45 protein-coding genes and 1 tRNA gene are annotated in these 25,742 nt (G+C 33.7%); 2 read left to right on the plus strand and 44 right to left on the minus strand.

What is annotated here, in order from left to right:
• Positions 1-4: 4 nt before the first annotated feature.
• The 14 genes from PUD86_01595 to PUD86_01660 form a co-directional block, all read right to left on the minus strand.
• The gene (locus PUD86_01595) at positions 5-847 is read right to left on the minus strand and encodes an MEMO1 family protein (protein MDD6775979.1); all 843 of its coding nucleotides are present in this window, start codon (positions 845-847) and stop codon (positions 5-7) included.
• A 9-nt stretch (positions 848-856) separates the two neighbouring features.
• Positions 857-1,459 (minus strand): 30S ribosomal protein S2, encoded by a 603-nt coding sequence (rpsB, locus tag PUD86_01600; protein ID MDD6775980.1) that lies wholly within the window; start codon positions 1,457-1,459, stop codon positions 857-859.
• Positions 1,460-1,473: 14 nt separating this feature from the next.
• Complete coding sequence (locus tag PUD86_01605; GenBank protein MDD6775981.1) at positions 1,474-1,668, minus strand: 4Fe-4S binding protein; 195 nt, start codon at positions 1,666-1,668, stop codon at positions 1,474-1,476.
• A gap of 19 nt (positions 1,669-1,687) precedes the next feature.
• Positions 1,688-2,932 carry a phosphopyruvate hydratase gene (gene eno / locus PUD86_01610; protein ID MDD6775982.1) on the minus strand — a complete coding sequence of 415 codons (1,245 nt, stop codon included), beginning with the start codon at positions 2,930-2,932 and terminating at the stop codon, positions 1,688-1,690.
• A gap of 136 nt (positions 2,933-3,068) precedes the next feature.
• A complete protein-coding gene (locus PUD86_01615; GenBank protein MDD6775983.1) occupies positions 3,069-3,266 on the minus strand; it encodes a DNA-directed RNA polymerase subunit K in 198 nt (65 codons plus the stop codon).
• A gap of 62 nt (positions 3,267-3,328) precedes the next feature.
• Entirely contained in the window at positions 3,329-3,499 is a 171-nt protein-coding gene (locus PUD86_01620) for a DNA-directed RNA polymerase subunit N (protein ID MDD6775984.1), read from the minus strand.
• Between the two features lie 48 nt (positions 3,500-3,547).
• Positions 3,548-3,949, minus strand: a complete 402-nt coding sequence (locus PUD86_01625) for a 30S ribosomal protein S9 (protein MDD6775985.1) — start codon at positions 3,947-3,949, stop codon at positions 3,548-3,550.
• Between the two features lie 18 nt (positions 3,950-3,967).
• Entirely contained in the window at positions 3,968-4,390 is a 423-nt protein-coding gene (locus tag PUD86_01630; protein MDD6775986.1) for a 50S ribosomal protein L13, read from the minus strand.
• Between the two features lie 8 nt (positions 4,391-4,398).
• The gene (locus tag PUD86_01635) at positions 4,399-4,764 is read right to left on the minus strand and encodes a 50S ribosomal protein L18e (protein ID MDD6775987.1); all 366 of its coding nucleotides are present in this window, start codon (positions 4,762-4,764) and stop codon (positions 4,399-4,401) included.
• On the minus strand, positions 4,764-5,567 hold the full coding sequence (locus PUD86_01640) for a DNA-directed RNA polymerase subunit D (protein MDD6775988.1): 804 nt from the start codon (positions 5,565-5,567) through the stop codon (positions 4,764-4,766). Before PUD86_01640 ends, PUD86_01635 begins: the two co-directional genes overlap by 1 nt.
• Positions 5,568-5,581: 14 nt before the next feature.
• Positions 5,582-5,974 carry a 30S ribosomal protein S11 gene (locus tag PUD86_01645; GenBank protein ID MDD6775989.1) on the minus strand — a complete coding sequence of 131 codons (393 nt, stop codon included), beginning with the start codon at positions 5,972-5,974 and terminating at the stop codon, positions 5,582-5,584.
• Positions 5,975-5,985: 11 nt separating this feature from the next.
• On the minus strand, positions 5,986-6,525 hold the full coding sequence (locus PUD86_01650) for a 30S ribosomal protein S4 (protein MDD6775990.1): 540 nt from the start codon (positions 6,523-6,525) through the stop codon (positions 5,986-5,988).
• A gap of 61 nt (positions 6,526-6,586) precedes the next feature.
• The gene (locus PUD86_01655) at positions 6,587-7,036 is read right to left on the minus strand and encodes a 30S ribosomal protein S13 (protein MDD6775991.1); all 450 of its coding nucleotides are present in this window, start codon (positions 7,034-7,036) and stop codon (positions 6,587-6,589) included.
• A gap of 184 nt (positions 7,037-7,220) precedes the next feature.
• A tRNA-Ser gene (locus tag PUD86_01660) sits at positions 7,221-7,305 on the minus strand.
• Positions 7,306-7,521: 216 nt separating this feature from the next.
• Between PUD86_01660 and PUD86_01665 the strand changes: the two genes are divergently transcribed.
• Both PUD86_01665 and PUD86_01670 read left to right on the plus strand, forming a co-directional pair.
• Positions 7,522-8,085, plus strand: a complete 564-nt coding sequence (locus tag PUD86_01665) for a LemA family protein (protein MDD6775992.1) — start codon at positions 7,522-7,524, stop codon at positions 8,083-8,085.
• A gap of 15 nt (positions 8,086-8,100) precedes the next feature.
• Complete coding sequence (locus tag PUD86_01670; GenBank protein ID MDD6775993.1) at positions 8,101-9,861, plus strand: DUF2207 domain-containing protein; 1,761 nt, start codon at positions 8,101-8,103, stop codon at positions 9,859-9,861.
• Between the two features lie 219 nt (positions 9,862-10,080).
• Here PUD86_01670 and PUD86_01675 read toward each other — a convergent pair whose 3' ends face one another.
• The 30 genes from PUD86_01675 to rpl4p all read right to left on the minus strand — a co-directional run bounded on the left by PUD86_01675 (position 10,081) and on the right by rpl4p (position 25,740).
• Positions 10,081-11,046 carry an RNA-guided pseudouridylation complex pseudouridine synthase subunit Cbf5 gene (locus PUD86_01675; GenBank protein ID MDD6775994.1) on the minus strand — a complete coding sequence of 322 codons (966 nt, stop codon included), beginning with the start codon at positions 11,044-11,046 and terminating at the stop codon, positions 10,081-10,083.
• Between the two features lie 66 nt (positions 11,047-11,112).
• Positions 11,113-11,334, minus strand: coding sequence for a 50S ribosomal protein L14e (locus tag PUD86_01680; GenBank protein ID MDD6775995.1), 222 nt, complete (start codon positions 11,332-11,334; stop codon positions 11,113-11,115).
• A complete protein-coding gene (locus tag PUD86_01685; GenBank protein MDD6775996.1) occupies positions 11,335-11,856 on the minus strand; it encodes an AAA family ATPase in 522 nt (173 codons plus the stop codon). It abuts the gene before it with no gap.
• Positions 11,856-12,122 (minus strand): 50S ribosomal protein L34e, encoded by a 267-nt coding sequence (locus tag PUD86_01690; GenBank protein ID MDD6775997.1) that lies wholly within the window; start codon positions 12,120-12,122, stop codon positions 11,856-11,858. Before PUD86_01690 ends, PUD86_01685 begins: the two co-directional genes overlap by 1 nt.
• 116 nt (positions 12,123-12,238) lie before the next feature.
• Positions 12,239-12,817: an EMC3/TMCO1 family protein gene (locus tag PUD86_01695; GenBank protein MDD6775998.1), complete on the minus strand. Its 579-nt coding sequence runs from the start codon at positions 12,815-12,817 to the stop codon at positions 12,239-12,241.
• Between the two features lie 21 nt (positions 12,818-12,838).
• Positions 12,839-13,399: an adenylate kinase gene (locus tag PUD86_01700; protein ID MDD6775999.1), complete on the minus strand. Its 561-nt coding sequence runs from the start codon at positions 13,397-13,399 to the stop codon at positions 12,839-12,841.
• Positions 13,400-13,442: 43 nt separating this feature from the next.
• Positions 13,443-14,804 (minus strand): preprotein translocase subunit SecY, encoded by a 1,362-nt coding sequence (gene secY, locus PUD86_01705; GenBank protein MDD6776000.1) that lies wholly within the window; start codon positions 14,802-14,804, stop codon positions 13,443-13,445.
• A gap of 35 nt (positions 14,805-14,839) precedes the next feature.
• Positions 14,840-15,277: an uL15 family ribosomal protein gene (locus PUD86_01710; GenBank protein MDD6776001.1), complete on the minus strand. Its 438-nt coding sequence runs from the start codon at positions 15,275-15,277 to the stop codon at positions 14,840-14,842.
• Between the two features lie 15 nt (positions 15,278-15,292).
• Positions 15,293-15,751: a 50S ribosomal protein L30 gene (locus tag PUD86_01715; GenBank protein ID MDD6776002.1), complete on the minus strand. Its 459-nt coding sequence runs from the start codon at positions 15,749-15,751 to the stop codon at positions 15,293-15,295.
• Positions 15,752-15,762: 11 nt separating this feature from the next.
• Positions 15,763-16,404, minus strand: a complete 642-nt coding sequence (gene rpsE / locus PUD86_01720) for a 30S ribosomal protein S5 (GenBank protein ID MDD6776003.1) — start codon at positions 16,402-16,404, stop codon at positions 15,763-15,765.
• 2 nt (positions 16,405-16,406) lie between these two features.
• Positions 16,407-16,988, minus strand: coding sequence for a 50S ribosomal protein L18 (locus PUD86_01725; GenBank protein ID MDD6776004.1), 582 nt, complete (start codon positions 16,986-16,988; stop codon positions 16,407-16,409).
• A 2-nt stretch (positions 16,989-16,990) separates the two neighbouring features.
• Positions 16,991-17,446 carry a 50S ribosomal protein L19e gene (locus PUD86_01730; protein ID MDD6776005.1) on the minus strand — a complete coding sequence of 152 codons (456 nt, stop codon included), beginning with the start codon at positions 17,444-17,446 and terminating at the stop codon, positions 16,991-16,993.
• Positions 17,447-17,576: 130 nt separating this feature from the next.
• Positions 17,577-17,906, minus strand: a complete 330-nt coding sequence (locus PUD86_01735; GenBank protein ID MDD6776006.1) for a 50S ribosomal protein L32e — start codon at positions 17,904-17,906, stop codon at positions 17,577-17,579.
• Between the two features lie 14 nt (positions 17,907-17,920).
• A complete protein-coding gene (locus PUD86_01740) occupies positions 17,921-18,457 on the minus strand; it encodes a 50S ribosomal protein L6 (protein ID MDD6776007.1) in 537 nt (178 codons plus the stop codon).
• Positions 18,458-18,465: 8 nt separating this feature from the next.
• The gene (locus tag PUD86_01745) at positions 18,466-18,858 is read right to left on the minus strand and encodes a 30S ribosomal protein S8 (protein MDD6776008.1); all 393 of its coding nucleotides are present in this window, start codon (positions 18,856-18,858) and stop codon (positions 18,466-18,468) included.
• 11 nt (positions 18,859-18,869) lie between these two features.
• Complete coding sequence (locus PUD86_01750) at positions 18,870-19,013, minus strand: 30S ribosomal protein S14 (protein MDD6776009.1); 144 nt, start codon at positions 19,011-19,013, stop codon at positions 18,870-18,872.
• 9 nt (positions 19,014-19,022) lie between these two features.
• Positions 19,023-19,535, minus strand: coding sequence for a 50S ribosomal protein L5 (locus PUD86_01755; protein MDD6776010.1), 513 nt, complete (start codon positions 19,533-19,535; stop codon positions 19,023-19,025).
• The gene (locus PUD86_01760; protein MDD6776011.1) at positions 19,532-20,260 is read right to left on the minus strand and encodes a 30S ribosomal protein S4e; all 729 of its coding nucleotides are present in this window, start codon (positions 20,258-20,260) and stop codon (positions 19,532-19,534) included. The genes PUD86_01755 and PUD86_01760 overlap by 4 nt, the downstream gene beginning before the upstream one ends.
• Before the next feature lies 1 nt (position 20,261).
• Positions 20,262-20,612, minus strand: a complete 351-nt coding sequence (gene rplX / locus PUD86_01765) for a 50S ribosomal protein L24 (GenBank protein ID MDD6776012.1) — start codon at positions 20,610-20,612, stop codon at positions 20,262-20,264.
• 9 nt (positions 20,613-20,621) lie between these two features.
• Positions 20,622-21,020: a 50S ribosomal protein L14 gene (locus tag PUD86_01770; GenBank protein ID MDD6776013.1), complete on the minus strand. Its 399-nt coding sequence runs from the start codon at positions 21,018-21,020 to the stop codon at positions 20,622-20,624.
• A gap of 5 nt (positions 21,021-21,025) precedes the next feature.
• Positions 21,026-21,343, minus strand: a complete 318-nt coding sequence (locus PUD86_01775; GenBank protein ID MDD6776014.1) for a 30S ribosomal protein S17 — start codon at positions 21,341-21,343, stop codon at positions 21,026-21,028.
• Between the two features lie 11 nt (positions 21,344-21,354).
• On the minus strand, positions 21,355-21,633 hold the full coding sequence (locus tag PUD86_01780) for a ribonuclease P protein subunit (protein ID MDD6776015.1): 279 nt from the start codon (positions 21,631-21,633) through the stop codon (positions 21,355-21,357).
• Positions 21,634-21,716: 83 nt separating this feature from the next.
• Entirely contained in the window at positions 21,717-22,055 is a 339-nt protein-coding gene (gene yciH, locus PUD86_01785) for a stress response translation initiation inhibitor YciH (protein ID MDD6776016.1), read from the minus strand.
• Positions 22,056-22,262 carry a 50S ribosomal protein L29 gene (gene rpmC, locus PUD86_01790; GenBank protein MDD6776017.1) on the minus strand — a complete coding sequence of 69 codons (207 nt, stop codon included), beginning with the start codon at positions 22,260-22,262 and terminating at the stop codon, positions 22,056-22,058. It abuts the gene before it with no gap.
• A gap of 34 nt (positions 22,263-22,296) precedes the next feature.
• Entirely contained in the window at positions 22,297-23,052 is a 756-nt protein-coding gene (locus tag PUD86_01795) for a 30S ribosomal protein S3 (GenBank protein MDD6776018.1), read from the minus strand.
• Positions 23,052-23,516, minus strand: coding sequence for a 50S ribosomal protein L22 (locus tag PUD86_01800; protein MDD6776019.1), 465 nt, complete (start codon positions 23,514-23,516; stop codon positions 23,052-23,054). The genes PUD86_01795 and PUD86_01800 overlap by 1 nt, the downstream gene beginning before the upstream one ends.
• A 12-nt stretch (positions 23,517-23,528) precedes the next feature.
• Positions 23,529-23,939 carry a 30S ribosomal protein S19 gene (gene rpsS, locus PUD86_01805; GenBank protein MDD6776020.1) on the minus strand — a complete coding sequence of 137 codons (411 nt, stop codon included), beginning with the start codon at positions 23,937-23,939 and terminating at the stop codon, positions 23,529-23,531.
• Positions 23,940-23,954: 15 nt separating this feature from the next.
• Positions 23,955-24,680, minus strand: a complete 726-nt coding sequence (locus PUD86_01810) for a 50S ribosomal protein L2 (protein MDD6776021.1) — start codon at positions 24,678-24,680, stop codon at positions 23,955-23,957.
• A 12-nt stretch (positions 24,681-24,692) separates the two neighbouring features.
• Entirely contained in the window at positions 24,693-24,953 is a 261-nt protein-coding gene (locus tag PUD86_01815; protein ID MDD6776022.1) for a 50S ribosomal protein L23, read from the minus strand.
• Positions 24,954-24,975: 22 nt separating this feature from the next.
• On the minus strand, positions 24,976-25,740 hold the full coding sequence (gene rpl4p, locus PUD86_01820; protein ID MDD6776023.1) for a 50S ribosomal protein L4: 765 nt from the start codon (positions 25,738-25,740) through the stop codon (positions 24,976-24,978).
• Positions 25,741-25,742 lie beyond the last annotated feature (2 nt).

Below are 25,742 nucleotides of genomic sequence, written 5' to 3' on the forward strand. Positions count from 1 at the left end.
ACCTTTATTTAAAAATTCCTGAAGCATATCCTACAACTGAAGTAAAATCACCAGTTACATCCCCACTAGTTTGATATGCCAATATTTCACAAGAATTCTTCCCGCATCTTTTGGAAAGTGAAATATTTGTCATTACCGGACCATAACCACACATAGTAATATTAAATTGAACGATTTCTTCAAACAATTTAAATTCATTCATTTCTGCAATATCTTCCAAAACAAAGCCATCAACCTTGTTTGCTTTTTCCTGATTGTTAAAATGAGACAAATCAGTACTTGCAATAACACAATAAGACTTGCCTAACTTATTTCCAGCTTCAAAAATAGCATTTGCCAAATCATTTGAAGTTACAAATGTTTGAGATTCCATTGTAATCGGGACAATTTTAAAATCAGAAGAAAAATATTGAAGGAAAGGTAGTTGAACTTCAATACTATGTTCTTGAACATGAGCTTGAAAATCAGCACTTGCATAATCAGAAACAGAAATTATTTCATCAGCAAATTCACTGTCAACTTCAACATTTCCTAAAGGTGTAATCCATTCACCTTCATTAAAAACAGAAATTTCACTACCAAAACCTGTGTGGTTTGGACTTAAAATAATAAAAACTTCAGGAAAACCATTTTCAACGATGTTACAATAGCCATGAGAAGCTATTGCACCAGAATATTGATAACCTGCATGTGGAACCATAACATTGATAGGGTAAGTGTCCCCTTCAAAGTCTTTTAGTTCAGGTATAAACCCTACACCATCTAAAAAACAACTTTCAATAAGTCTATTTAGATTTTCGGCATCACTGGGATAAAATGACCCAGCCACAGCAGGTTTTCTTAACATTTAACTCACTTAAAATTTAAGTTCAAAGTCAGTGGAATCAATATCTAAGTCACCGTCTTCAGGAATGTCTCCTCTTTCTCTTAAGATTTGTCTTGCAAGTAACCAGTAAACTAAAGCGATAGCTTTTCTACCTTTGTTGTTAACTGGGATTGCAATATCAACAAAACTGAGTAAGTTTTCAGTATCACATAATCCAACAACGAGAATACCGTTTTGTTTGGATTCTAAAACAGCTTGTGCGTCAGATCTTGGGTCAGTTACAACAATAACTTTAGGTTCAATGAATTTAGCATAATTTGGATTGGTTAAAGTACCAGGGATGAATCTACCAGGGATAGTTTTTGCACCGGTAATTTCACCGAATTTTTTAACAGGAGCTTGACCGTATTGTCTGGTAGCTACTACTAAAATGTCTTCTGGGTCATATTTTGCTAAAAGTTTTGCGATTTGTCTGATTCTTTCATCAGTTTTTTGAATATCTAATACGTATAAACCGTCAGATCTTACTCTGAATATGTATTTTTCCATGTCACTGGTTTTTTGTTGAGTTCCAATATGTAAACCAGCTGCTAAGTAATTGTCTAAGTCTATTAAAAGTTCATCATTTGCCATTTTTTACACCTCATTTAAAAATCATCTTCAATTTTAACACAATCGTTTGGACAAACGTCCATACATACTTCACAATAACTACATTCTGAAGGGTCGACAATTTCAATTTTGTCTCCTTTAAGAACCAATACTTCCATAGGACAGACATCAGAACATTCTGCACAGTCTGCACCATCACATTTATCATATTCAATAGTTACTTTAGCCATAGTAATTCCTCTAAACTATTTAAAACTTATTCATAATTGGATTTGGAAGTTCCTCTTCTATGCGAATTAGTTCATTTAATTTAGCTATTCTTTCCCCACCAATAGCTCCTGTTTTAATCATCGGAGATGAAAAACCAACTGCTAAATGAGCAATAGTCTCATCAGTAGTTTCACCGGACCTATGAGATACAACAGGGACGATATTATTTTCTTTAGCTAATTTAACAGTAGCATAAGTTTCAGATAAAGAACCAATTTGATTTGGTTTAATAATGATAGCATTTGCAGCTTTCATTTCAATACCTTTAGCAAGCAAGTCTTTATTTGTTACAAATAAATCATCACCACATACAAGGCATTTATCTCCCACTTTTGCAGTTAACTGAGAAAATCCTCCAAAGTCGGATTCATCAAATGGATCTTCTACATAAAATATATTGTAAGTATCAATAATATCTTTTACGAAATCTATTTGATCTCCGGTATCTCTTTTAATACCATCTTGAGCATAAATGTATTTTTGCTCTTCTGCATTCCATAATTCGGATGCAGCCATATCAAGTGAAGGTCTAATTTCAATACCTAATTCATCAGTTACTTCTTCACAAGCCTGAGCCTGAATTTCTAAAGCAACATCATTAGAAATGTTAGGTACCCATCCACCTTCGTCACCTTTACCACCAGTAAAGTTTGAATCTTTAGTTTGAATTAACTCTTTAAGTCTTTTGTGAACGTAAGCATTAGCAAAAACTGCATCACCAATGTTAGAAGCTCCTACAGGAACAACTAAGAATTCCTGAATATCTGGTGCATTAATACCAGCATGTGCTCCACCGTTCATCATATTACCTAAAGGGAAAGGTAATTCATTTACTAAATTTCCACCAATGTATTTATATAATGGCATGTTATAAGATGCAGCTGCAGCTTTAGCCACTGCCATTGAAATAGCAACAGTAGTGTTACCACCAATAGCGGACAAATTATCGGTTCCATCGACTTCTTTTAATACTTCATCAATGGTTGCTAAATCATCAGCATCCATACCGATAAGTTCAGAAGCGATTAAATCTTCCATTTCACTTACAACTTCATCAATACCACCTTTTGGATACGGTACTACTTCGCGTGAACCAGTACTTGCTCCGCTAGGTGCAGCAGCTCTACCCGAACTATTCCAAGTAACAACATCTACTTCGATAGTAGGGTTACCTCTGCTATCCAAGATCTTACGAACCTGGACGTCTTCTATTATACTAACCAAAAAAAACACCTCAGTGCCAATTAATTTATTACCAACTAACCTATACTGCTAAAAAAATCAGTAAGTTTATTTATAGAGTTATATTGGTATTTTTTATTTTTTTTAAATAAATATTAGGAATAAATAGAAAAGCTATTTATTCGTATCTAATAACATCTAATGGTAAAACTCCAGCTTTGAGTTCTTCGTAAGCTATATCAATAGGATCTAAAGAGTCCTTAATTTCAACTAAAGGTTTAGCACCCATAGATATTTGAATTGCTCTAGCTCCGAGAAGTCTAGCTCTTTCAAACCTTGTTAATTTTTTTTCAACATCCATGAATATTACTTCCATTTTTAGGCATATATTTTACCAAGATTATATTTTTATTAAAAAATATCCCTACAAATGTATAATTATTCCCATGTCTCAACATGAGAAATTAACATTCTTCTACAACAATATCTAGTTAAACCTAAATCATCTAAAACATCTTTAGATTTTTCACCAGCTTCAACCCTTTTGTTATATTCATCAAAGACTGCGGATACAGGTTTTCCACAACTTAAACATCTAATAGGAATCATTTATATCATCTTTTTTAATTTAAATAAAAAATAAAAGTACAGAAAGAATTATCTGTAACTTTTTTGTTTACGAGCTCTTGCACCAGGACCACCGTATTTTTTAGGTTCGGAACGTCTTGGGTCACCAACTAACATAGTTCTGTCGTGTTGGATGAATTTGTCTTTTAAATCCATATCATTAGACCATTGGACGAGTCCTTTTGCAATAACCATACGTGCAGCTTCAGCTTGACCCATTACTCCTCCACCAATAACGCGGATGTTAATATCCACTTCATTAGCTAAGTCACCAGCTAAGATTAATGGTTCTTGTAATTTTAAGTTAGCAAGCTCTGGAGAATAAAGTTCTAAAGGAACTCTGTTAATTCTGATTTTACCGGTTCCTTCACGAACAGTACCTCTTGCGATAGCTGTTTTACGTTTTCCACTAGTATGAATAACTTTAACCATAATTACACATCCATTTATCTAAAAGGTAGCTCCTAAAAGTTTGGAGATTTCACCTAATTCAATACCTTTTTTAATGTTTTTGTATTCTGCTTCAGGAACTGCGGTGAGTTCTGCATCAGCGTATTCAGCAGGTACGCCAACAAATGCTTTTAAGCCTTTGAATGCAGTTTTACCTTTGGATTTTTTGAAAGGTAACATTCCTCTTACAGTTCTTCTAAATATATCATCTGGTCTTCTAGGATATTTAGGACCTAAGTCACGAGGGTTGGAGATACTTGCTCTGTCAACTCTTTGTTTGTATTTAGCATAAGCCCAATCCTTATTACCAGTTAACATAATTTTTTCAGCATTAATAATAATTACTTCTTCGCCTTCTAAAAGATTTTTACTAGTTACACTAGCTAATCTTCCTAAAACGCATCCTTCTCCGTCAATAATCATAATAACACCTATTCCATTATCCTAATGTTTGATCCTTTAGGATTAGATTCGATTATTTCATCAATAGCGATGCATTCTCCACCAGCACTTTCGATTTTTTCTTGTGCTTTAGCTGAGAATTTTAATGCTACAACATCTACTTTTTCTGTTAAATTACCGTTTGATAAAACTTTACCTGGTACTAAGATAGTTTCACCAGCTTCAGCATGTCTTGCAATATCAGACAAATTTACTTCAGCGGTTCTTCTATTAGACCTTTCAAGTCTTTGTGCAACATCTTTCCAAATAGCTGCATCTTCACTTCTTGATTGTTCATAAAGTTTATTAATAAGTTCAATAAGGTTAGGATTAGTTTTTATAATCTTTTTAGCCATTATTTACTTCCTCCTTCTTCACTAAATCTGATAAACTTATCTGCTTTTTCACCTAATACTTCACAAGCTTTTAATAAAACTTCTTTAGGAGGCATTGATCCATCAGTTTCTATTCTAAATATGAAATCATTTTCACGATACCCTACGTTAATATAACCATTGGTTGAAGCTCTGACGCAACTTTTACACATAGCACAGTTTTCGATGTCTAAAATCTTAATCTTTTTAGATCTTTTATCAGATTTTAAAACACCTCTTGGGCATGCAGATGCACAGTCATAATCAATTTCCATATCATCATTAAAAGTGATTTCAGGATATTGTTTATATGCACAAACAGTAGTAGGCATCCATTTAGCATGTTCTTTTCCGTATCCTACTTTAGCAACAGCTTCAATTTTGAGTTGTTCATTTTCTTTAAGTTTTACTAAAGGAATGGTATCGTATACAGGTTTAATTTTTGAGTCTGAAGATATTAAATCCTTTGAATAAACTACTTTAGGTCCTTCTTCGACTAAAGAGAACATGATTCCATTATCATACTCATCCCAATCATCATCTTCGGGTAAAGATAATCCTTCAAGAGCATCAAGATCAGAAACTAAAGGAGTTAAACCAAGTCTATGAGCGAGTACCTCATTAAACATAGCGGAATCATTTCTAATAATATTTACATCTTCGATAGCTATTTTTGGTACGTTAACCATAGCACATCTTCTAATTGCATTGATAAAAGGTACTTCTGCATCACGAACAATGAATACAATTTCATCATCCTTTTGACTTTTAACTTCTATCTCCATATTAAACCATCCATCTAAATTCTTCTTCCTCTTTTACCACCAGGTCTTCCAGTACCATCGTGAGGAATTGGAGTAATATCTTCTATTTTTCCAATTTTAATTCCAGCTCTTGCTAAAGCACGAATAGTAGCTTGTGCACCAGGTCCTGGACTTCTAGGTCCATTTCCACCAGGAGCTCTTACTTTGATATGTAAACCAACGAATCCTTTTTCTTTTGCATCATCAGCAATTCTAGTTGCTGCAGCCATAGCTGCGAAAGGTGAAGATTGTTGTCTGTCTGCACGTACAACTTTTCCACCAGACCATTGGGAAATAGTTTCAGCACCAGTAATGTCTGTTACAGTAATAATAGTGTTGTTGAATGATGAGTAAATATTAGCGATACCCCATTTTTCATCTTTTGCCATAATTACACCCTCTATTCCTCAGTATTAACTTTATCAGCTTTACCATTGTTGTACTCTTCAATTTGTTTAGCTACAGGTGAAGAACGGTAGAAACCGATGTCGTCTTCTTGACCTTTTAAAACTACATAACTTGGTGAGTTGATTTTTTTACCGTTTAATGCTATGTGTCCGTGTACAACAAACATTCTTGCTTCTTTAGGAGTACGAGCTAAACCTTTATTGTATACAATAGTTTGTAATCTTCTTCTTAAGATATCTTCAACGTTTAAGTCTAAGATTTCTTCAAGAGCAGCACCTTCAGGTAAAACACCGGTTCTAGCTAAGTGTCCTAATAATTCTAATTTTTCTTCTTGCATTTGATCAGCAGAAAAACCGAGTAAGTATCTTGCTTCCCTACTGTATCTTCTGACTAAAGTATCAGCTTTCCAAATTTCTTTTTTATTTTTTAAACCGTATTTAGCCATTAATTTGTTTTCATTTTTAATTCTTTCCGCATTCCAAGGATGTGGTGGTGTATTATATTTTTTCCTTGATTTTCTAGGTTGTCCCATTAAAACATCTCCTTTATAAAATTGAATTTAAAATTTAATTTCTTAAAAAAAAGTTCCATGTCTATCCGCGTGAACGTTTTACACCAACTGAAGAACTTTTTCTGAAAGTAGACTTGGTTCTTTGACCTCTAACAGGTAAACCGACTTCGTGTCTTCTACCTTTGTAACTTCTGGTCTTTTTCATTCTGTTTAAATCATCTCTTAAAGTCATGTCAAGATCAGATTCGATTAAGTGAATGTCTTCACCAGTTTCATAGTCTTCCCTACGGTTTAACATCCATCTAGGAATGCCAAAGTCTTGAGGGTTTTCTAAAATTTCTTCAATTCTTAAAACATCTTCGTCAGCGATGTATCCAATTTTAGCTTCTAAATCTAAGTCCAAAATACGGCACATAGTTTTAGATAAAGAGATTCCTACACCTTTAATTTCAGTTAAAGCTTGTTCAATGGTTTTGTTACCATTTACGTCCTTTCTTGAAATACGCACTAAATGCTTAAAATCGTCTTCCATCAAATAACCTCCATTTATAGAGCGAATCTACGAGACGTTAGTTATAGATTCGAATGTTTTGATTAACAAAACACAGTTCTTTCAACAGTTATAAACTTAGTTACTAAAATAACTAAGAGTGCAAAAATATCAGTTTAACAAGTATTTTAATAAAGTTAAAAAAATATAGTTAAAAACTAATAAACGCCGAGACTGGGATTTGAACCCAGGAGGGCTGAACGCCCACGAGATTTCCAGTCTCGCGCCTTACCAGGCTAGACTATCTCGGCATTAAAATAGTTAGCAAATACTTGCAATCATGTTGTCTAGAATAACATGATAAATTAATATATCTACCTTCAAGTATATAAAGGTATTGATTTCTAGCAATAGTTTTTAAAAAAAAGCTATACTTACAATAATATATTAGATTGTTCTAGTTAATAAACTTAAAAAAACAGAATTTAAAAAACAACTTTTATATTAAATGTTAGTGAAAATTAAAGATTAGTGATATTATGTTAATGCCAATAGTTATTATATTAGTAATTATATTTATTGTATTTACACTCGTACACATGTACAACAACTTAGTTGGACTTAGAAACCGTGTGAAAAACAGTTATTCACAAATCGATGTTCAGCTTAAAAGAAGAAATGATTTAATACCAAATCTTGTTGAAACCGTAAAAGGTTATGCAGAACACGAAAAATCTGTTCTTGAAGAAGTAACCAAAGCAAGAACCGGCGTAATGAATGCTACCACTGTTGAAGAAACCAGTGCAGCAAACAATGTATTAACCGGTGCATTAAAAACTCTCTTTGCAGTTGCTGAAAATTACCCTGACTTAAAAGCAAACAGCAATTTCCAACAATTACAAAGTGAATTAAGTGAAACTGAAGATAAAATTGCATATTCAAGACAGTTTTACAATGATGTTGTTTTAAAATACAACAATGCATGTCAACAATTCCCAAGCAGTATGCTTGCAAAAATGTTTGGTTTTAAAACCGAAGAATACTTTGAAACCACTGAATCAGAAAAAGCAGTTCCACACGTTGAATTTTAGATTATGAGGGATTTTATGAATGTTAAAAAAACATTTGTAATAATCTTACTTTTTTTATTATTGTTTACAACAGTTGCATCAGTTTCTGCAGATGACGATAGAAGCTATTCAATCGAACATGCAGTATTGGATTTAACTGTTTTTAATAACGGATTATTACACGTAGAAGAAAGTTATGACTATTCTTTTGACGGATCATTTAACGGAGTATACAGAGATATTCCCCTTAAAACCGGAGAAAAAATAGAAAACGTAAAAGTATATGCAGAAGGTGCTTATGCAGTCTGCGAGCAAAGTGAAAAAGATGGAAAGACCCATTTAAAAATTTATTTATACTCTGATGCAGCACATACCAAAGGAATAAAAGACTGTGATGTAACAGTACACATAAGCTATGATATGAAAAACGTAGTAACAGTCTTTAATGATGTTGCAGGACTCCAATACAAACTTGTTGGAGAAGAATGGGACGAACCGATCAAAAGTGTAGATGCAACAATACATTTACCGGCAGATAGTGGAAATGAATTTTATTTAAACCCACAAGAGCATAATGTTTCATCATCTGTTGAAGGAAACACTCTTAAAACAACCGGTGGTTATGTACCTACAGGAGACTACTACGAAGCACTTGTATTAATGCCTGTAAAAGACTTTGCAACATCTCCAAATGCAAAACATGTTGACAAAGATGGTCGTGAAATGATTATGAAAAACCTAAAAGAAAGTACTGAAGGACGTGCTTTTTGGAATATGGTTTATACCATTTTTGGATTATTATCTTTCTTATCTCCAGTAGCAGCAGTAGTAATTTATCTTAAATATGGAAGAGAACCTAAAGTTGACTATGACGGAATATATGAAAGAGATTTGCCAACAAATGACTCACCTGAAGTTGTTAATGCATTGGTTGAAAACAGATCAAGTATTGGAACTCCTAACTTAAAAGGATTTGAAGCTTCAATCATGAATCTTATCGATAAAAAGGCAATAACCCTTGATGTAAGTGAAGATCATGAAAGTTCAACAAAAGATTTATTCCTAACATTTAAAAGCAATAAAGGATTAAGCGAAGCTGAGAAAAAGGTATACAAAATTTTAAATAATTTTGCAAATGACAATACTCTAAATCTCTCAAGACTTAATGGAGTTTTATCTATAGAAGCAAATGGAAAATGGTTTGTAGATCAAGTTCATGAATGGGAATCAATGGTTAACGAACAAATTGATGTACCATACTACTTTGATGATAAAGGTTATACTTACACCCTGTTCTTATCAGCAGCAGGAATAATAATTGGTATTATTCAGGTAATTCTTGGAGCTATTACAAATGCTAGTTCTGGATTTTTCACAATGGGATGTGGAATATTCCTATTTGCATTTTCCATAATCATAATATTTTTCAAAGAGGATATTTTTGGAAGATGGACAAAAGAAGGTAGGGAATACTATCTCAAATGGAGAAACTTGAAGAAGTTCTTAAAAGACAACAGTTTAATTAAAGAACACCCTCCAGAATCAATAGTTGTTTGGAACAAGTACTTGATTTATGGAACTGCTCTTGGAGTAGCAGACCAAGTTTACAAATCCATGAAACTCCATATGCCAAATACTGAAGATATGGGTGATTTATACATGTACCACTACTATGGTGGATACTCTATGATGAACTCAGCATTCCATGCTGGTGAAGTATCAGCTAACCCAAGTGACTCTTACGGCTTTGGTGGTGCCGGAGGAGGATCTGGTGGTGGAGGTGGAGGAGCTTTCTAGCTTTTCCATTTCTTTTTTTACTTTTTTATACCAAAAAACACTATTTTTATAAAGAATATACTATTAAACAACCTTATTTTATTGTTTTTAGATGAAGTGATTGTAAATAAAATCAAAAGCAAATAAAAAACAAGTAAGTATGCATAAGAAGACAAATACTTAATCATCTAATGTAAATAAAATAAGTAAAAAAAATTTGAATAAAAAGAATAAAAAAAATTATTTCCAAAATCTTGGATATGTATCTGGTTTCATGAATACTTTAGAAACATTAACAGCAAAACCGGAATCTGCATCCATGATTTCATTGGAAGTTAATAATGAACGACCAGCACCAACTAATTCGCCCTTAAGAGTTTCAATTGCAACAATATCATTCTTTTGAATGTTATCTGCAAGTTGTGAAATACCTCCGCAAGCAAGATTTGCACCATGACAAATTGCATCTACAGCGGAATCTTTAATAACGATTTTAGGCAAATAATCTGCTGCTCTTTCCATTGGCATGATTGCTTTTCTTAAGAATGAATCATCCCCATCTTCAATATAGAAATGGTATGCATCAGTTACATCCTGTAATGTAACAAGATTGTTTTTTTCATTAAATGAACCTACCTGTGTTCTTCTAAGTTCAGCCATATGTGCGCCAACACCTAAAGCTTCACCAATATTGTGACAATAGGTTCTTACATAAGTTCCTGCTTCACAACCGATTCTAAATAAAACATCTCTTCCTTCTATCTCATAAATAGTAGCATAATATACATTACGTGTTCTTAATTCACGTTTTACTGCTGATTTAACAGGAGGAAGCTGGAATATTTTACCGGTAAATTCTGCAAAAACTTCACGAATGCGCTCTTCGCTAACATCCTGATGGAAAGTCAATAAACAAACATATTCCTTTGGAGCAGTTAAAAGAAGTTGAATTGCTCTTGTTGCATCATCTAAACCAACAGGTAAGATACCAGTTACTTTAGGATCTAATGTTCCACCATGTCCGGACTTTTCAATAGGTAAAATTCTTTTAACCCAAGAATCAATTTCATGAGAAGTTGGACCTGACGGTTTATCTAAATTAATTACACCTTTAGAAATATATTCAGAAATTTCCCTTTCTTCAGGTTTACATCCAAATTCAGGGGAAGTAAAACTTTTAGATTTAGTAATCATGTCAAATTTCATGAAAAAACCTTAAAAAAAATAGTTAAATAAAAAAAAGATATGAATAAATAAGATTATTCATTAAATTTATAAGTCAGCTAATGCTGCTTTAATAGAGTCTGCATCACCAGAAACATCGATAGAATCTGCAGTTGGTTCTAAGTGAGCAATATTACATCTTCTGTTTTTTACAGCTTCACCAATTACTTCTACAAAGTTTTCATCGATAATTTCAACGATTGCGCATTTTTCGCCTGCTTCTCTACCAGCAGTTTTAACACATACTCTACCTACTTCGATTGATGCCATTTATATCACCTTTAATGTTGTTGTAATGATTTCTGATATGCTTTCTGGATCAAAGCTATCAGTGTTTATAATTAAATCATAGATATCCATTTGATTAATATCAATATCATGGATTTCTTTATATCTTAAAGCTTCGCTTTCTTCACGAATAATAATTTCGTTTTTAGCTACATCAACAGATTTATCCTCTCTTTGAGCAATCCTTTGTGATCTAACATCAAAAGGAGTCATTAACCAAACTCTTAAATCAGCATTTTCTACAAAAAATGCAGATAATCTGCCTTCAAGAATTAAGTTATCTGAAGATTTAGCTTTTTCAGCTTGACGCCTATCTATTTCTTTATCAATTTCATCATTACCTTCAGCAAATTCACTGAATTCGAGAACACTCATTCCCCTTTCAGCAGCCATTTCCCTAAATACAAAGCCTGCAGAAATGTAAGGAACATCTAATTTTTCACTTAACACTTCAGAAAGTGTTGTGGTTCCAGTTCCAGCTAATCCACCGATTGTAATTATCATTATTTTCTAGCCTCGTTTTTGAAATGTTTACGAGCACAAGCTGAGCATAAGTATCCACCGAAAGGACGGCTAGGTCTTTTAGCGGTTTTGGATAATTTACCTATTTCATATGGACGTCCACGAGGAACACCATGTAATACTGCACCACATTCAGCACAAACATGCTTAGATGGTTTTTTCTTTTTGTATCTTAAAACATTTTCTCCACCAGGAGTGTTTTTGTGAACTCTTTTATATGATCTTGATCTAAACCTATTAGCAGGCATTTAATCACCTTATAATAATTTTTAATAATTTAATAATTGTGTAATAGCGCATTCAATATAGAATACTATAATATATATTCTTCATTATTAATAAAGATATAGTTTTTAGGGTTTAATTAAAACCCTTGTTTGAATCCGAGGAATTTTCTTAATATCTGACTCATACCGAAAGTACAAATCATATACCATAATAACCAACCAATTCCATATGGAATAGTAGCTTGACCACCATAGAAAAAACTACCAAGTACATGCCAAAGCGGAGTCAAAGTAACCCAATAAACAGTTTTAGGTAAAATGATTACTAAATCATTAATTGCAGATGCTCTCATCCAGAAGAATATCAAAATAATTGGAACGAAAGTAACAATCATTGGTTTGAATTGTTCTGACATCATTTCAGTGTTTTCTTTCATCATTTCAGTTTGCTGAGCTTGAAGCTGAGCCATTTTTTTACCGTCGCCTCTTTTTTGAGCTTCTCTGAGTTCTTTATTAAACTCTTTCATTTTAGCTTGCTTTTCATTTAATGCATCTTGGTCAACTAAATACTTGTTAGCAACAGTTGTAATTAATGATACAATAAATGCAATGATTAACACTGTTAAAGCAGGATTACTTGGATTCGGATCCATAGCGAGAATCGGATTGAAAACAGCGTTTAAAGCGCCATAAACCATCCCCATTATATCAAACATAATATACCCCTAATAACAAATTTATAAGTTTAAAACATCAACTAATTTAGAAACAGAGGAATCTAAATGATTATCATGGTTTTCAACTATTTTAACGGTTGCACCAGTTAAAGTAGCGTAAGCCATAGAAGTTGCTCTGTTCATTTCTTGATGTAATTGAATTTCTTTAACTTTTTGAAGATCTCTTTGACGAGTATCATCATTTAATCTTCTGAAAATGATTTCATCAGGATTTGCTTCAATTAAAATGAAAAGATCTGGTTGTAATTGTTCTAAAACCCAATTAGGAAGTCCTGGTAAAAATCCAGACGGAGTATTGATAGTACAATGAGTATCAACAATAACATTGTCGTTTTCGGATCTTTGTTTAATTTCTTTAGCTGCTTTAGCTTGAATTTCTTTTTGTGTTTCAGTAGGCAATTTTCTTAAAGAATCTCTATCATGTACGATGTTTTCTTTAATTGCGATTTCAGTCATTATGTCACCATAGTTTAAGTGAACATAATCTACTTCTTCTAAAGCTTTGTTAAGTAAAGTTGTACTTCCAGAACCAGGAATACCAGTTAATACTACTAATTTCATATTAATCCCCCACTCATATTGTTAAAAGAAAAAAGGAGATAAATTAATCTCCTCCTAAAACTTTCCTAAGAACAGGATTTGCAGACATGAGTTGTTCTTCTGCCATTTCTTCATAAAGTTTATGGAGAATACCTACGGTAAGCAATACACCTGTACCTCCACCTAAAGCACCAGTTAAATCCGCAAGGAAAGCAATAAGACCTACATATACACCACTAATAATGGTAAGTGCAGGAATGTATTTTTTCAAAATTTTATATAATTGACGTTTACTACTTCTGAATCCAGGAATCTGAATACCGGATTTGTAAAGTTGTTCGGAAATCTTTTTAGCATTTAATCCACTGATTTCTACCCAGAGATATGAGAACAATATACAACATGCAATAAAGAAGATTGCATATACAAGTACATGTATAGGGTCTGTTACAAACATGGATAAATTAGGTGTGGATAATAACCATGCAATACCATCAACAGCTTTACCGTTTTCGAAGTGACCTAAAATTGGAATACCTATTTTTTGGAAAACGTTTCCAAATAAAGTGAAGTTTACAAGCAATGCACTTGTTAAAATAACTGGCATGTTACTTGAGTAAACAAATTTTAATGGGTATTTACCAACTGATCCTCTAATTCTACCGTGACCTTTAACTTGACCATGTGAAATAGGAATTTCCACTTTCATAGCCTCACCATATAATACAACTAAGAATACAATAATAGTTGCAATTAATGGAACTAATATGGAGAAGTCAAAAGTACCGCCAGCTGCAAGTTGGATGAATTTAGGAATAATACCTGCTAATAATCCATCTGCACCATTTAAGATACTGAAAGTACCTACAATGATTGCTTGACATACACCAGCTGCAATGAATAATCCAATACCACTACCGAATCCCCATTTTGAAACAACTTCATCAAGGTAAATAATAATAAATGCACCAATAACAAGTTGTGCAATTAATATTAAAGTATAAGATCCATCAATAGGAACTAAGTTACCAGTTAATACTAAAACAGCTGCTTCAAAGACTGTAAATACAATAGAAAGAATCTTTTGAGTAGCTTGGAAATGAGACTTGTCCTTATGAGAAGACAAATCCAAATCTAAAAGATTTGAACCAACTAACAGTTGTAAAACAATAGATGCAGTAACAATCGGACCAATACCTAAAGTAAGAATGGAACCGAAGCTTCCTGCCATAACTGCTCTTAACTGAGCAAATGAGTCAATTGCTCCAGGAGCTAACCCGTATAATGGAATTTGGGTTAATATAAAATATAAAACTAAAACAAGAGCTGTCCATTTAAGTTTTTCATTAAAATCTTCTCTGTGAACAGGAGATTTAACTTCAGGAATAATTTTGAAGACAGGCTCTAAAAATTCTAGTGCGGACATTTTTTTCCTCTAATAATATAAAAAAGAGAAAAAAGCTATAATTCTATAGCTTCTCCTCCTAATTCTTCAATTTTTTCTACAGCAGATGCTGAAAATTGAGGAGCTGAAATTTTGAAAGTTTTGGTAATTTTACCTTTACCTAAAACTTTGTCGTAACCTAATTCAGTTACATCAATTACGATAGCGTCACCATCTTGAGATGCTTTACCATCTGCAATTAATTTATCAGCTTGTTCTTCTAAGTAGTTTAAATTAACAGCATTGACTTTTTTAATCATTTTTTGAGGTCTTTTGAAACCATGTTTACCAAAGTGGTCAGGGTCGTGGATTACAGTCCAGGTCCAATGTTGTTTACCCATACCTGCTTTTCCTTTTCCTCCTTTGTTACCTGCACCTCTACGTTTTTTAGTACAGCCTCCACCGTTGGATCTAGAACCTCTTTGTTTGTTAATTTTACGTTTTGTTCTAATCATAATTATCCACCCGATTTAAAGCATTTTCTTTGCGAGATCTTTAATATTTTCTCCCCTGTAACCTAAGGATCCACCTTCTTTTACAGATAAACGAATATCTTCATATCCTTTTCTAGGAGGGTGTAAACGGAATACAGGTTTAATTCCTACATCAGCTAATTTAACTTTAGATTCAATTAAAGCTTGTGCTAAATCAGCGATGTCTTTGTAATCAGTATTTTCAGCAACGTATTCGTCAGTAACTTTTACATTACCTGGAAGTCTACCTCTTTTAGCAATGATAGCAGATAAGGTTTCTGCATCAATTTCACCCCAGGTGATGTAATCCTTAGCTTTTTGAAGCATACCTTCGTAGCTAGGGTTTTCTTCAACGAGTACTGCATGGCTGATTCTGTTAAGTCTTAACATATCTAAGGTGTCAGCAATATTTTGGATAACACCAGTAGTTCCTCTAACTCTAATAACTAAAAACATATAATCACCATTTAGTAGTTAACGCCCATTTTTTTGAGGTCTTCTTGACTTGCTTTTACATTACTTAACTCTTTTAAAGCAGCGAATACTGCGTTAGCAAAGTTTACTGTAGTTTGAGTTTGTCCGAAAGATTGGGACCATACATCGTGAATACCAGCAAGTTTTAAGATAGTTTTACCAACATCACCAATTACTAAACCTACTCCTGCAGGTGCAGGGATTAAGTTTACGCTTACACTACTGGTTTTACCTTGTACTTTGAATGGTACGGTGTGTTCTCTTCCACAAACACAACCCCAATCTCCACAACCTCTTCTTACTTTAATAAGATTGTATTTAGCATTGTCTACAGCTTTTCTGATAGCAGGACCAACCTCTTTAGCTTTACCTTGGCCTAATCCTACGTAACCATTTTTGTTACCTACAGCAACAATTACTCTGAAATTAACTTTTCTACCGGATTTGTGCATCCTTTGAACTAAGTTAACATCCATTACTTCTTCTTCTAAATCCGGAATTAAGGCATCGACAATTTCTAATTCCATAATAGGAAGACCTTTTTCAAAGATTTCATCGATATCAGTAATGGTTCCATCTTTAACTAATTTACCCAATTTAGTTTTAGGTTCCCATTCATCAATATTAAAACTCATAGTTATTCCTCTGCCTCATCAATATTCTTAATAGTTTCTTCAAAGTTTTTAGGTAAATCTTTAGGGTCAAGACCTCTTTCGAAGTATTTTGAGAATTTTTTAGCAACTTCTTCAGCATCTAAAGATTCAGCATACTCAGCAATGTGAGCACCGTTGATACGTTCTTCAGCTGGGAAGATGAAATCACCGTGAGGGATTTCTAAACCAGCATCTACAGCACCTTGGAGAGCTGCGAAAACTTTGGACCCTCTAATTGGAGATTTTAAACCGATGTCTAAAATTGCATTTTCAACACCTGCTGCGATAGCTCTTTTAGCACAGAGGTATGCGGTTAAGTAACATGCAGTAAGGTTACCAGTGTGTCCTAAGTAACCGTATTTTGCTAATTGTTTACTTACAGCAGCTGCAACAGTTAAATCTCCTTCAGGAGCATAATTAATAACTTGAACAGTAGTGTGAGAGTTAGAAACTCTGACAACTAAACGAGGAGTGTCATAGTTAACTAATTTCATTCTTGCTGCATAATCAGTTTTTCCTTCTCTTCTTCTTCTGAAAGCTACTTTGTAATTAGTTCCATGTGCCATGTTTACTCATCTCCTTTAATTAAATCATGGTCACGGGCATAGTTTCTCATGTAAGATTTACTTCTGAATGCGCCACCCTTAGCCATTTTGTATAATTTACGGTAGGTAGTAACATCAATTACTTCATCTTCACGCATTTGTTTAAGATCTTTTCTTAAAGCTCTGATGGTAGTCATCCAAGCTTTTTTCTTAGGAGTACGTGCTTTTTTAGCTCCTTTTACACTACCTCTACCTTTTCTTTTTCCTTTTGCTTTTTGTTCTTTAATTTTTTTAGATCTGTAGCTACTAATACCTTTTTGAGGTTTTGCTTTAATAGCACCATCATTAATTAACTGCTTAACTCCTTCCCTAGTGATCGCCATGGATACTTCTTCTAATCTTTCTGGATCAATCCATACACGATTAAGTCCTACTTTGAGGATACTAGCAGCTAATCTTTTTTGAGTTGTAAGATTCATATATATAATCCTCCATACAGCATAGCTGATAAATTTAGATATACTCTAAATTCCCTTATTTTTTAATTTAAATTCAAATAGCCATATCAATTCATAAAAACCCCGGAATTGATTGGCTTATAATTATGATTTATTTATTTAAAACTTTAATACCAAGTTCTAATGCTTTAGCAAGCATTAAATCTTTTTTCCTTTTCCCGATAGAAGCACTTATTCTTGCAGCTTCGGTAGCTGGGTCTAAGTCTTCTAATTCTTGCATATTGTGAACAAGAACATCTTTGAATCCGGAAGGGTGTAAATCCCTAATTGCTCTAGGGGTTCTGTAACCGATTGCAGGCATATCAGGTTTACCTGCTTCGTATCTTCTCATTTTACTGGTTTTACCTCTAGGGCGTCTCCATTTGATTCCAAGTTTTTTATAACGAGCATATTCTTGTCTTTTAAATCTTTTATTAGCCATTTAAATCACCGAATTTATTCCCTGCTAATTAAATATATTCCGTCTTGGAATACTCTAGGATCTCTTCCTTTAATTTTAGTTGCTTGTTCTAAGTTAGCCATAGTTTGACCAACATGTTCCTTATTAATACCAGTAATTGTTACTGCGTCACCTTTAACAGACACTTTTGCAGAACCTACAACTTTTGCGGTTCTTGGGTGTCTTTCCCCGAGGAAGTTGTCAATTACAACAGTATCTTTTTGAACTTTTACAGTCATTGGAAAGTGAGCAAATACGATTTTCATGTGGTAAGTAAAACCATCAGTAACACCAGTAATCATATTGTTAATGTGTGCTCTAGTGGTTCCAATCATTGCTTTATCTTTCTTTTTTGGGAATGCTGTTTCTAAGATAACAACATCGTCTTCTTCTTTAATACTTACATTTGGGTAAGTAAATTTTCTGGAGTCTTCTCCATTAGGTCCTTTTACAGAGACCTCATTATCGTTAATTATAACTTCAACGCCTTCAGGGATTGCAATTTCTTCCCTTATAGCTGCAGCTACTACCATTTTATCACCTAATACATGTAAGCCAACAAACGTCCACCAATTCCTCTTTCTTTAGCCTCGTAGTGAGTCATAATACCTTGAGGAGTAGTAACGATTAAAATACCAAAGTTTTTAGCTGGCAAATATCTTTTTTCAAATTTTTCAAATTCATCTTTCTTAACAGCATGACGAGGTTTGATAACACCACATTTGTTAATGTTACCGATTAATTCAACAGTGAATTTACCTGCCCTATTGTCATCAACATATTCAAAATTACCAATATAATTCTCTTTTTGCATAGTGCTTAAAACTTGTCCAATTAATTTGGAAGCAGGAGAAATAACACAAGAACCGTTTACTTGTAATTCGTTATTTCTGATATTAGTTAAAGCATCAGCAAGAGGATCCATAAGACTCATAGTAATTACCTCTAATTATATTTTTTAAATCCAATTTTAGGAGCAATTTCCCTAAAACATTGTCTGCATAAGTTTAATCCATATCTACTAATCATAGCAGAGTGGTCTCCACAACGACTACATTTTTTAGCAGCTTTTCCGTATTTTCTTGGCAAAATATCACCTTATTCAGTTACGTAGTTAACTTTAAAGTTTTCTTCCATAAATTTCATAGTTTCTTCTTTAGAAATTCTATGTTTTTGAGGAACTTTCTTTTGTTGGATTTTTCTTTTAGATATTCTGTAACCTGGTTTTTCAAAAGTAACAGAAACATTCATACCAAAAATACCGATATCTGGATTATATCTCATACCTGGAATATCAATATGTTCTTTAATACCAAAAGAAAGGTTTCCTTGTGCATCAAATTGAGTAGGTTTAATATTTCTACTAATACCTTCTAATACCATATCAATAGCTTTGTCTGCTTTTTCTCCACGTAAAGTTAATTTACATGCGATTGGTTGTTTTTTCCTAATTCCCCATTCTGGGTTAGTAACTTTGGAAAAAGTTTTAACAGGAGTTTGTTCGAACATACTTTCTAAGAGATTAATAGCACGAGATAATTTTTCACCTGCTTCACCAACACCAATACTTACAGTAGCTTTTTCTATACGTACTTCATTCATTGGGTTCATTTATTAACCTCCAATAAATCGATTACTGGTGCATCAGTACCAACTACAAATGCATAGTCTTTTAAAGTTAAGAATTCATCTTTGGAACTATTTTCAATAATAATAGTGTTTGGATTAGTTGATTTGTTTTCAATGATTTCAGAAACGGTACCTAATTCACCGGTGTGTTTACCACCAGTAACAAGAACGGTAGCTCCTACTTCTAAAGGATATACTTCAACAATTTCTTGTTCAGGTACTTTTAAACAAATTACATCTCCAACAGAGTAAGCATCTTCTTCAATGATAACGTTTTTACCATCGTGAAGGTTTAATTGAGTTTTTCCACCTTTAATAGTGGTTTTGTTAACAATTTTAGATAATTTAGCACTACTATCTTCGATTAATTTTAATTGTAATCTTGCTTTCCTATCTAAAAGAACTCTATAAGATTCTCCAGTTTTAGGAATGTTTAAAACATCCATGAATCCTACTGGGAATTTATAATCTTTAACGACAATTCCGTTTACTAAAATGTTACCAGAGTTGATAATTCTTTTTGCTTCTCTAGCATTATCAGCTAATTTTAAAACATCTCTAATAACTAAAGTTAATGGAATAGAATCATTAATGGAGTGAGAACCTGCGGAAGGTTTTACAGTCCAAGTATCTTCTTTAGGATGAATAGGCCAAGATTTTGGTGCTTTGTATCTTTTAAGATGTTTTCTAGATCCCATTTTAGCCATATTAATTATCTCCTTTATTTTTAATTCTTCTATCGTCTTTTAAATCTGCATCAATAATTACTAAGTTAGATGGATCAACTGGAAGGAAAGTAGCAGTTCCATCAGGTTTAGATAAAGTAACTTCTTCAATAGTAACTTTGTAAGAAGTGTAATCTACAGTAAGAACTTCGCCTTCATGTCCTTTAAAGTCACCACGTACAACTCTAACTTTGTCTCCGGTTTTGAGAGGTAAAGATTTTTTACCAACTTTTTCCCTTAAATCTTTACTTACGGATGCGCTTAAGTATTTACCACGTGCGTGAGCAGGAGCAGTATAACGAGCTTTTCTTTGTTTTCTTGGTTGAATTGACATATTTTTCACCTATACTAAAATATTAGCCGCACTACCAACACTAGGCCATCTGTCAGCTGCTTCTTTAGCAACAGGTCCTCTGATTTCGGATCCTTTTAAAACTCCTTCTGGAGTAATAATAACAGCAGCGTTATCTTCAAATTTAACACGAAGACCATCAGCACGTCTATATTCCTTTTTTTGTCTAACTACAACTGCGTTGACAACTTCTCTTCTCATGTCAGCAGTTCCTTTTTTAACAGAAGCAACAACTAAATCTCCAACACCAGCAACGTCGAGTCTTCTTCTTACACCTTTGAATCCTTTTACGGAAATGATTTCGATTTCACGAGCACCAGTATTATCAACACATTGGAGAGTTGCTCCAATTGGTAATGCTTTAGTTACACTTGAGGTTAATGGTTTCATAATATTTACTCTCCTTTAACTTCAACTAAAACAAAATGTTTAGTTTTACTTAATGGTCTACATTCTGCAACTTTTACAGAATCACCAACGTTCACATTTAAGCAATCTGGTTTGTGAACATTGATTTTAGATTTCCTTTTTTCATATCTTTCATATTTTTTAATGAATTTATAGTAACTACGTTCAACACTAATAGTCCTTTCTGCTTTGTTACTGACAACAACACCTTCGAGAACTTGTCCTCTTACAGATAAAGTTCCGTGGAAAGGGCAATTAGGATCATTACATGTAGTTTCTGGTTCTTGAACGTTAAGCCCAACCATATTATCACCATTTATATTTTTTTAAATCTTTTTTTTATTCTATCTTCAGGACGAATAGACAAAATGTTACCATTAATTTCAACTTTTTCCCCGTTAGGAAGTTCAAATACGAAAAATGTTCCTTTCTTAGGAATCACTTTTTCGTTATTGTCTTCTTTTTCAATATTAATGGTATTTTTTGTCTCATCAACAACTGTTCCTTTTAAATTAAGAGAGGGATTCTTCTCGTTTACAGCATGAACCTTTAATCCGATGAATTCATGATGTACCAAGTTATTTGAAGTAATCATTCCAATCATCTCTTAATATAACATTTACAATAAATTATGCAGAATTACAATAATTTAATTGAAAAACATATCGAATAGATGAATTATCTCCTTTTCTTATTATTTTTCTTAGATTCACGAATTTCGATAGTATCTGATGAGAAACCTAAGTCAGATAAAACTTTTTTAACCTTAACTTTGTGGTCACCTTGAAGTTCTATTTGACCATTTTTAGCAGTACCTCCGCAAGCACATTTTGCTTTGAGAGTTTTTGTGAGTTCTCTTATATCGATATCATGTTCATCTATACCTTCGATAATAGTCATGAGTTTCCCAAATCTTCTTCTGACAGTAAACACTTTTAAAGATTGAACTTCACGTGCAATTTCTTCACAAACACAAAGTTCCTCAGGAAGCCCACATACATCACAAATTTTTGACATTTAATTCTCCTTTTGTTTTTCATTCATTATTGTAAGAACACGAGCAATAGTTCTTTTTAATTCTCTGATTTTTCCAGGGTTTTCATTTACCCCAGCAGCTGCACTTTTAGAAATGTTTTTGGATAATTCAGCTCTGAGTTCAACTAATTTGTCTTGAATCTCATCGACTTCCATGTCCCAAATTTCTTTACTTCTTAAAATCGCCATTGTTCCAACTCTTTTAAGATAATTAAATTAAAATTTAACTATCGTCTTCCTCTACATCTTCAGTAGATTCTTCTTCAACAACTTCTTCTAATTCGTCGAGATCTTCAACTTCTTCAATGATTTCTTCTTCGATGATTTCTTCGGTTTCAACATCGATTTCTTCTTCAATGACATCGCCATCTTCTTCGATGATCATTTTAGGAGGAAGAATTTCAACGGAATCAGGTAATACAGTTTCTGGAGGCATGATTCTTACATAAATACCTAATACACCTGGTTTTAATTGAGCAGTAGCGAAACCTTCTTCTACTAATCTGATGGAAGGTTCTCCACATTTTTTGATGTATCCTTCAACAAATTTAGCTACAGCAGATCTAGAACCTCTGATTTTACCAGAAATAGTTACTTCTACACCTTGAGCTCCTGCACCCATAATTCTACGAATGGTTGAGTAAGCAACTCTTCTGAAGTGCATTCCTCTTTGTAACATGTTGGATATTTTGTAAGCCATGATTTTAGGGTTAAGTTCTGGAACTTCTACTTCTTTAACTTCGATTTGAGGGTTGTCTAAACCAAACTCGTTTTTAAGAGTGTTGGTAATAGCTCTTACGTTTTTTCCACCTCTACCGATAACCATACCAGGTCTTTCTGCGTAGACAACAACCATGGTACCTAAAGGAGTAATTTGAACGTCCATACCACCGTATCCAGCTCTTTCAAGTTCTTTTTCTAAGTATTCGTCAATTCTGGTTCTTCTAAGACCTTCTGTGACAAAATCTTTTTCTATCATTAGTTAGCCTCCTGTAAGACTATTTGAATGTGGGTAGTTGGAGTGTTGAAAGGAGTCATTCTACCAAATGCTCTTGGTATGTATCCAGGAATTACAACACCTTTGTGACTAGAAATGTGTTCGATGACTAATTTTTCAGTATCCATACCTTTGTATTCAGCGTTTGCTTCAGCATTTTCTAAAACTTTTAAAATTTGCTCAGCAGCTTTTACAGGGTATCTACCAGAAGCCCATCCTTCGAGTCCTTTTCTGTGACCAACTTTTTTGTTGTGTCTTTTGAAAGGAACTGCTTTTTTCATTTCAATAACGTCTGCTAAGTAAGCTTTTGCTTTACCTACTTCCATTCCTCTGATTGCACTGCAAATCTCAACACTGTGTTTTGGAGAAATCTTAAGAGATTTTGCCATAGCACGTGCAGTTTTTGCTTCATCAACTTCTTTATTATAAGCATATTTGTTAGCCATGTTCTAATCTCCTTATTTAAGTGGTACAAACATGGATGATCTTGTAGCACCCATACCAGGGTCTCCGTGTTGAACTCTTTTTCTTGTTGGTGCGTATTCACCAAAGTAATGACCAATCATTTCTGGTGCAATAGTGACTTCAACAAAATTTTGACCATCATAAATACCGAAAGTGGTTCCAACCATTTCAGGTATTACAATCATGTCTCTACAATGGGTCCTAATTACAACAGGACGACCATCTTTAGTTCCTTCTTTATTTAACTTTCTCATTTTGTCCAAAACAATTTGTTGTCTTGGTAAGAATCCTCTTTTTAAAGATCTTCTTTGTCTTGCAGGGAATAATTCCATTACTTCTTCTAAAGACATTTGTTGAAGCTCTTCAAGAGTATAACCTTTGTATTTGAATATTTTTCTTGCCAATGAAACACCCTCTATCTATCTTTTTAAACCTGTTCTCTTAGCTGCAATTGAACCAACTTTTCTTCCTGGTGGTGCATGTCTTGAAACAGTAGTTGGACGACCAGGATGTTGTCTGTTACCTCCCCCGTGAGGGTGATCTACAGCGTTCATTGCTACACCTCTAACAGTCATGAACTTCTTACCTTTAGCTTTATAAGCATGCCATCTTTTACCAGCTTTAAGGAATGGTTTATCTTTTCTACCTCCACCAGCAACTACACCGATACTTGCACGGCAGTTAGGGTTTAAGTATTTTAATTCACCAGATGGTAATTCAACAACAGCTTGATTTGCGTCATGAGTAACTACAGAAGCGTAAGTACCAGAAGATCTTACGAAACGTCCACCGTCTCCTGGGGTGTTTTCAATATCGTAAATTGGGGTACCTTCAGGGATTTCTGCGAGAGGTAATGTGTTACCAAATTTAATAGGAGCAGAAATACCACATTCAATTTCATCGTCAATTTGAATGCTTTCAGGTGCTAAGATGTATTTCTTTTCACCATTTTCGAATTTTACTTCTGCGATAGGAGCGGTTCTTGCTGGGTCGTGTAAAATATCAACAACTTTACCTTTGATACTACCTTCTTTTTCTAATGCATCGTAAGATCTGTATCTGATTTTATCTTTGAAACGATGAGAAGCAACACGGTGAGCAGGAGTTCCTCTTCCTCTTCTTTGATGTATTAATCGTTTTCCCATTCAAATTCCTCCTTAGAATACACCTATTCTGACAGCGAGTTCTTCTGCCATTTCTTCTTCAACAAGTTTGATGTATGCTACTTTTACACCTTTAGTAGTAATGTGAGTGTTTACTCTTTCTACTTTTTCTTCGTATAATTGTTCAAAAGCTCTTTTAATTTGACCTTTGTTAGCAGTACGGCGTACAACAAAAGTAATTTCGTTATTTTGATCAATTAAGTTCATGGTTTTTTCAGTAACATGAGGTTTAATAATAATTGAGTATGCATCCATAATAATCACCTATTTTCCAATACTATTGGAATAAACCTCCTAATTTCTCAACTGCTGATTTAGTGTAAATAGTGAGTCTTCCAGCATGGGTACCAGGTGCTAATAATTCAACGTTTAAGTTTTCAGCAACCACTACATCTACACCAGCGTGGTTTCTTGCACCTAAGTGAATACCTTTATCTTCACCGACAACAACGAGAGGTCCTTTTACTTTTTTGTATTTTCTTCCTCTTGTTTTACCTCTACCAGCTCTGATTCTTTTTCCTTCTTTAGCACGAATTACGTCATCGTAAACGCCTAAGTTTTGGAAAATTTCACGAGTTTGTTTAGCAGTTTTTACAGCTTCGATTTCATCTTCAACAATAATAGGAACTTGTTCTAAATCTGCTACTTTGTGTCCTCTGTTTTCAACAATTTCTTTGTTAGTAGTTGCTGCAACAGCAGATCTGATAGCAAATCTTCTTTCTTTTATGTTGATTTTTTCATGATGGTTTTTCTCTGCTCTAGTAGGGTGAGCTTGTCTACCACCAATTGCCATTGGTACGAATGCTGCTTTAGAACCGTTTTTAATCCTAGGTACTCTAGCAGTTCCTCTACCGGAACCCCATCCTTTAGCAGAAGTTCTTTTACCTGCCATTGGATCGTTACCCCATGGTTGTACTCTAGCAGATTGTGCAGAAAGTACAGCTCTTTTGATTAAATCTGGTCTGTATACTTCATCAAAAATAGCTGGAAGTTCAATTTCTTCTTTAACTTCCCCATTAATAGAATAAACATTAACTTTCATGA

Source organism: Methanobacteriaceae archaeon (assembly GCA_029219465.1).
Classification (GTDB): domain Archaea; phylum Methanobacteriota; class Methanobacteria; order Methanobacteriales; family Methanobacteriaceae; genus Methanocatella.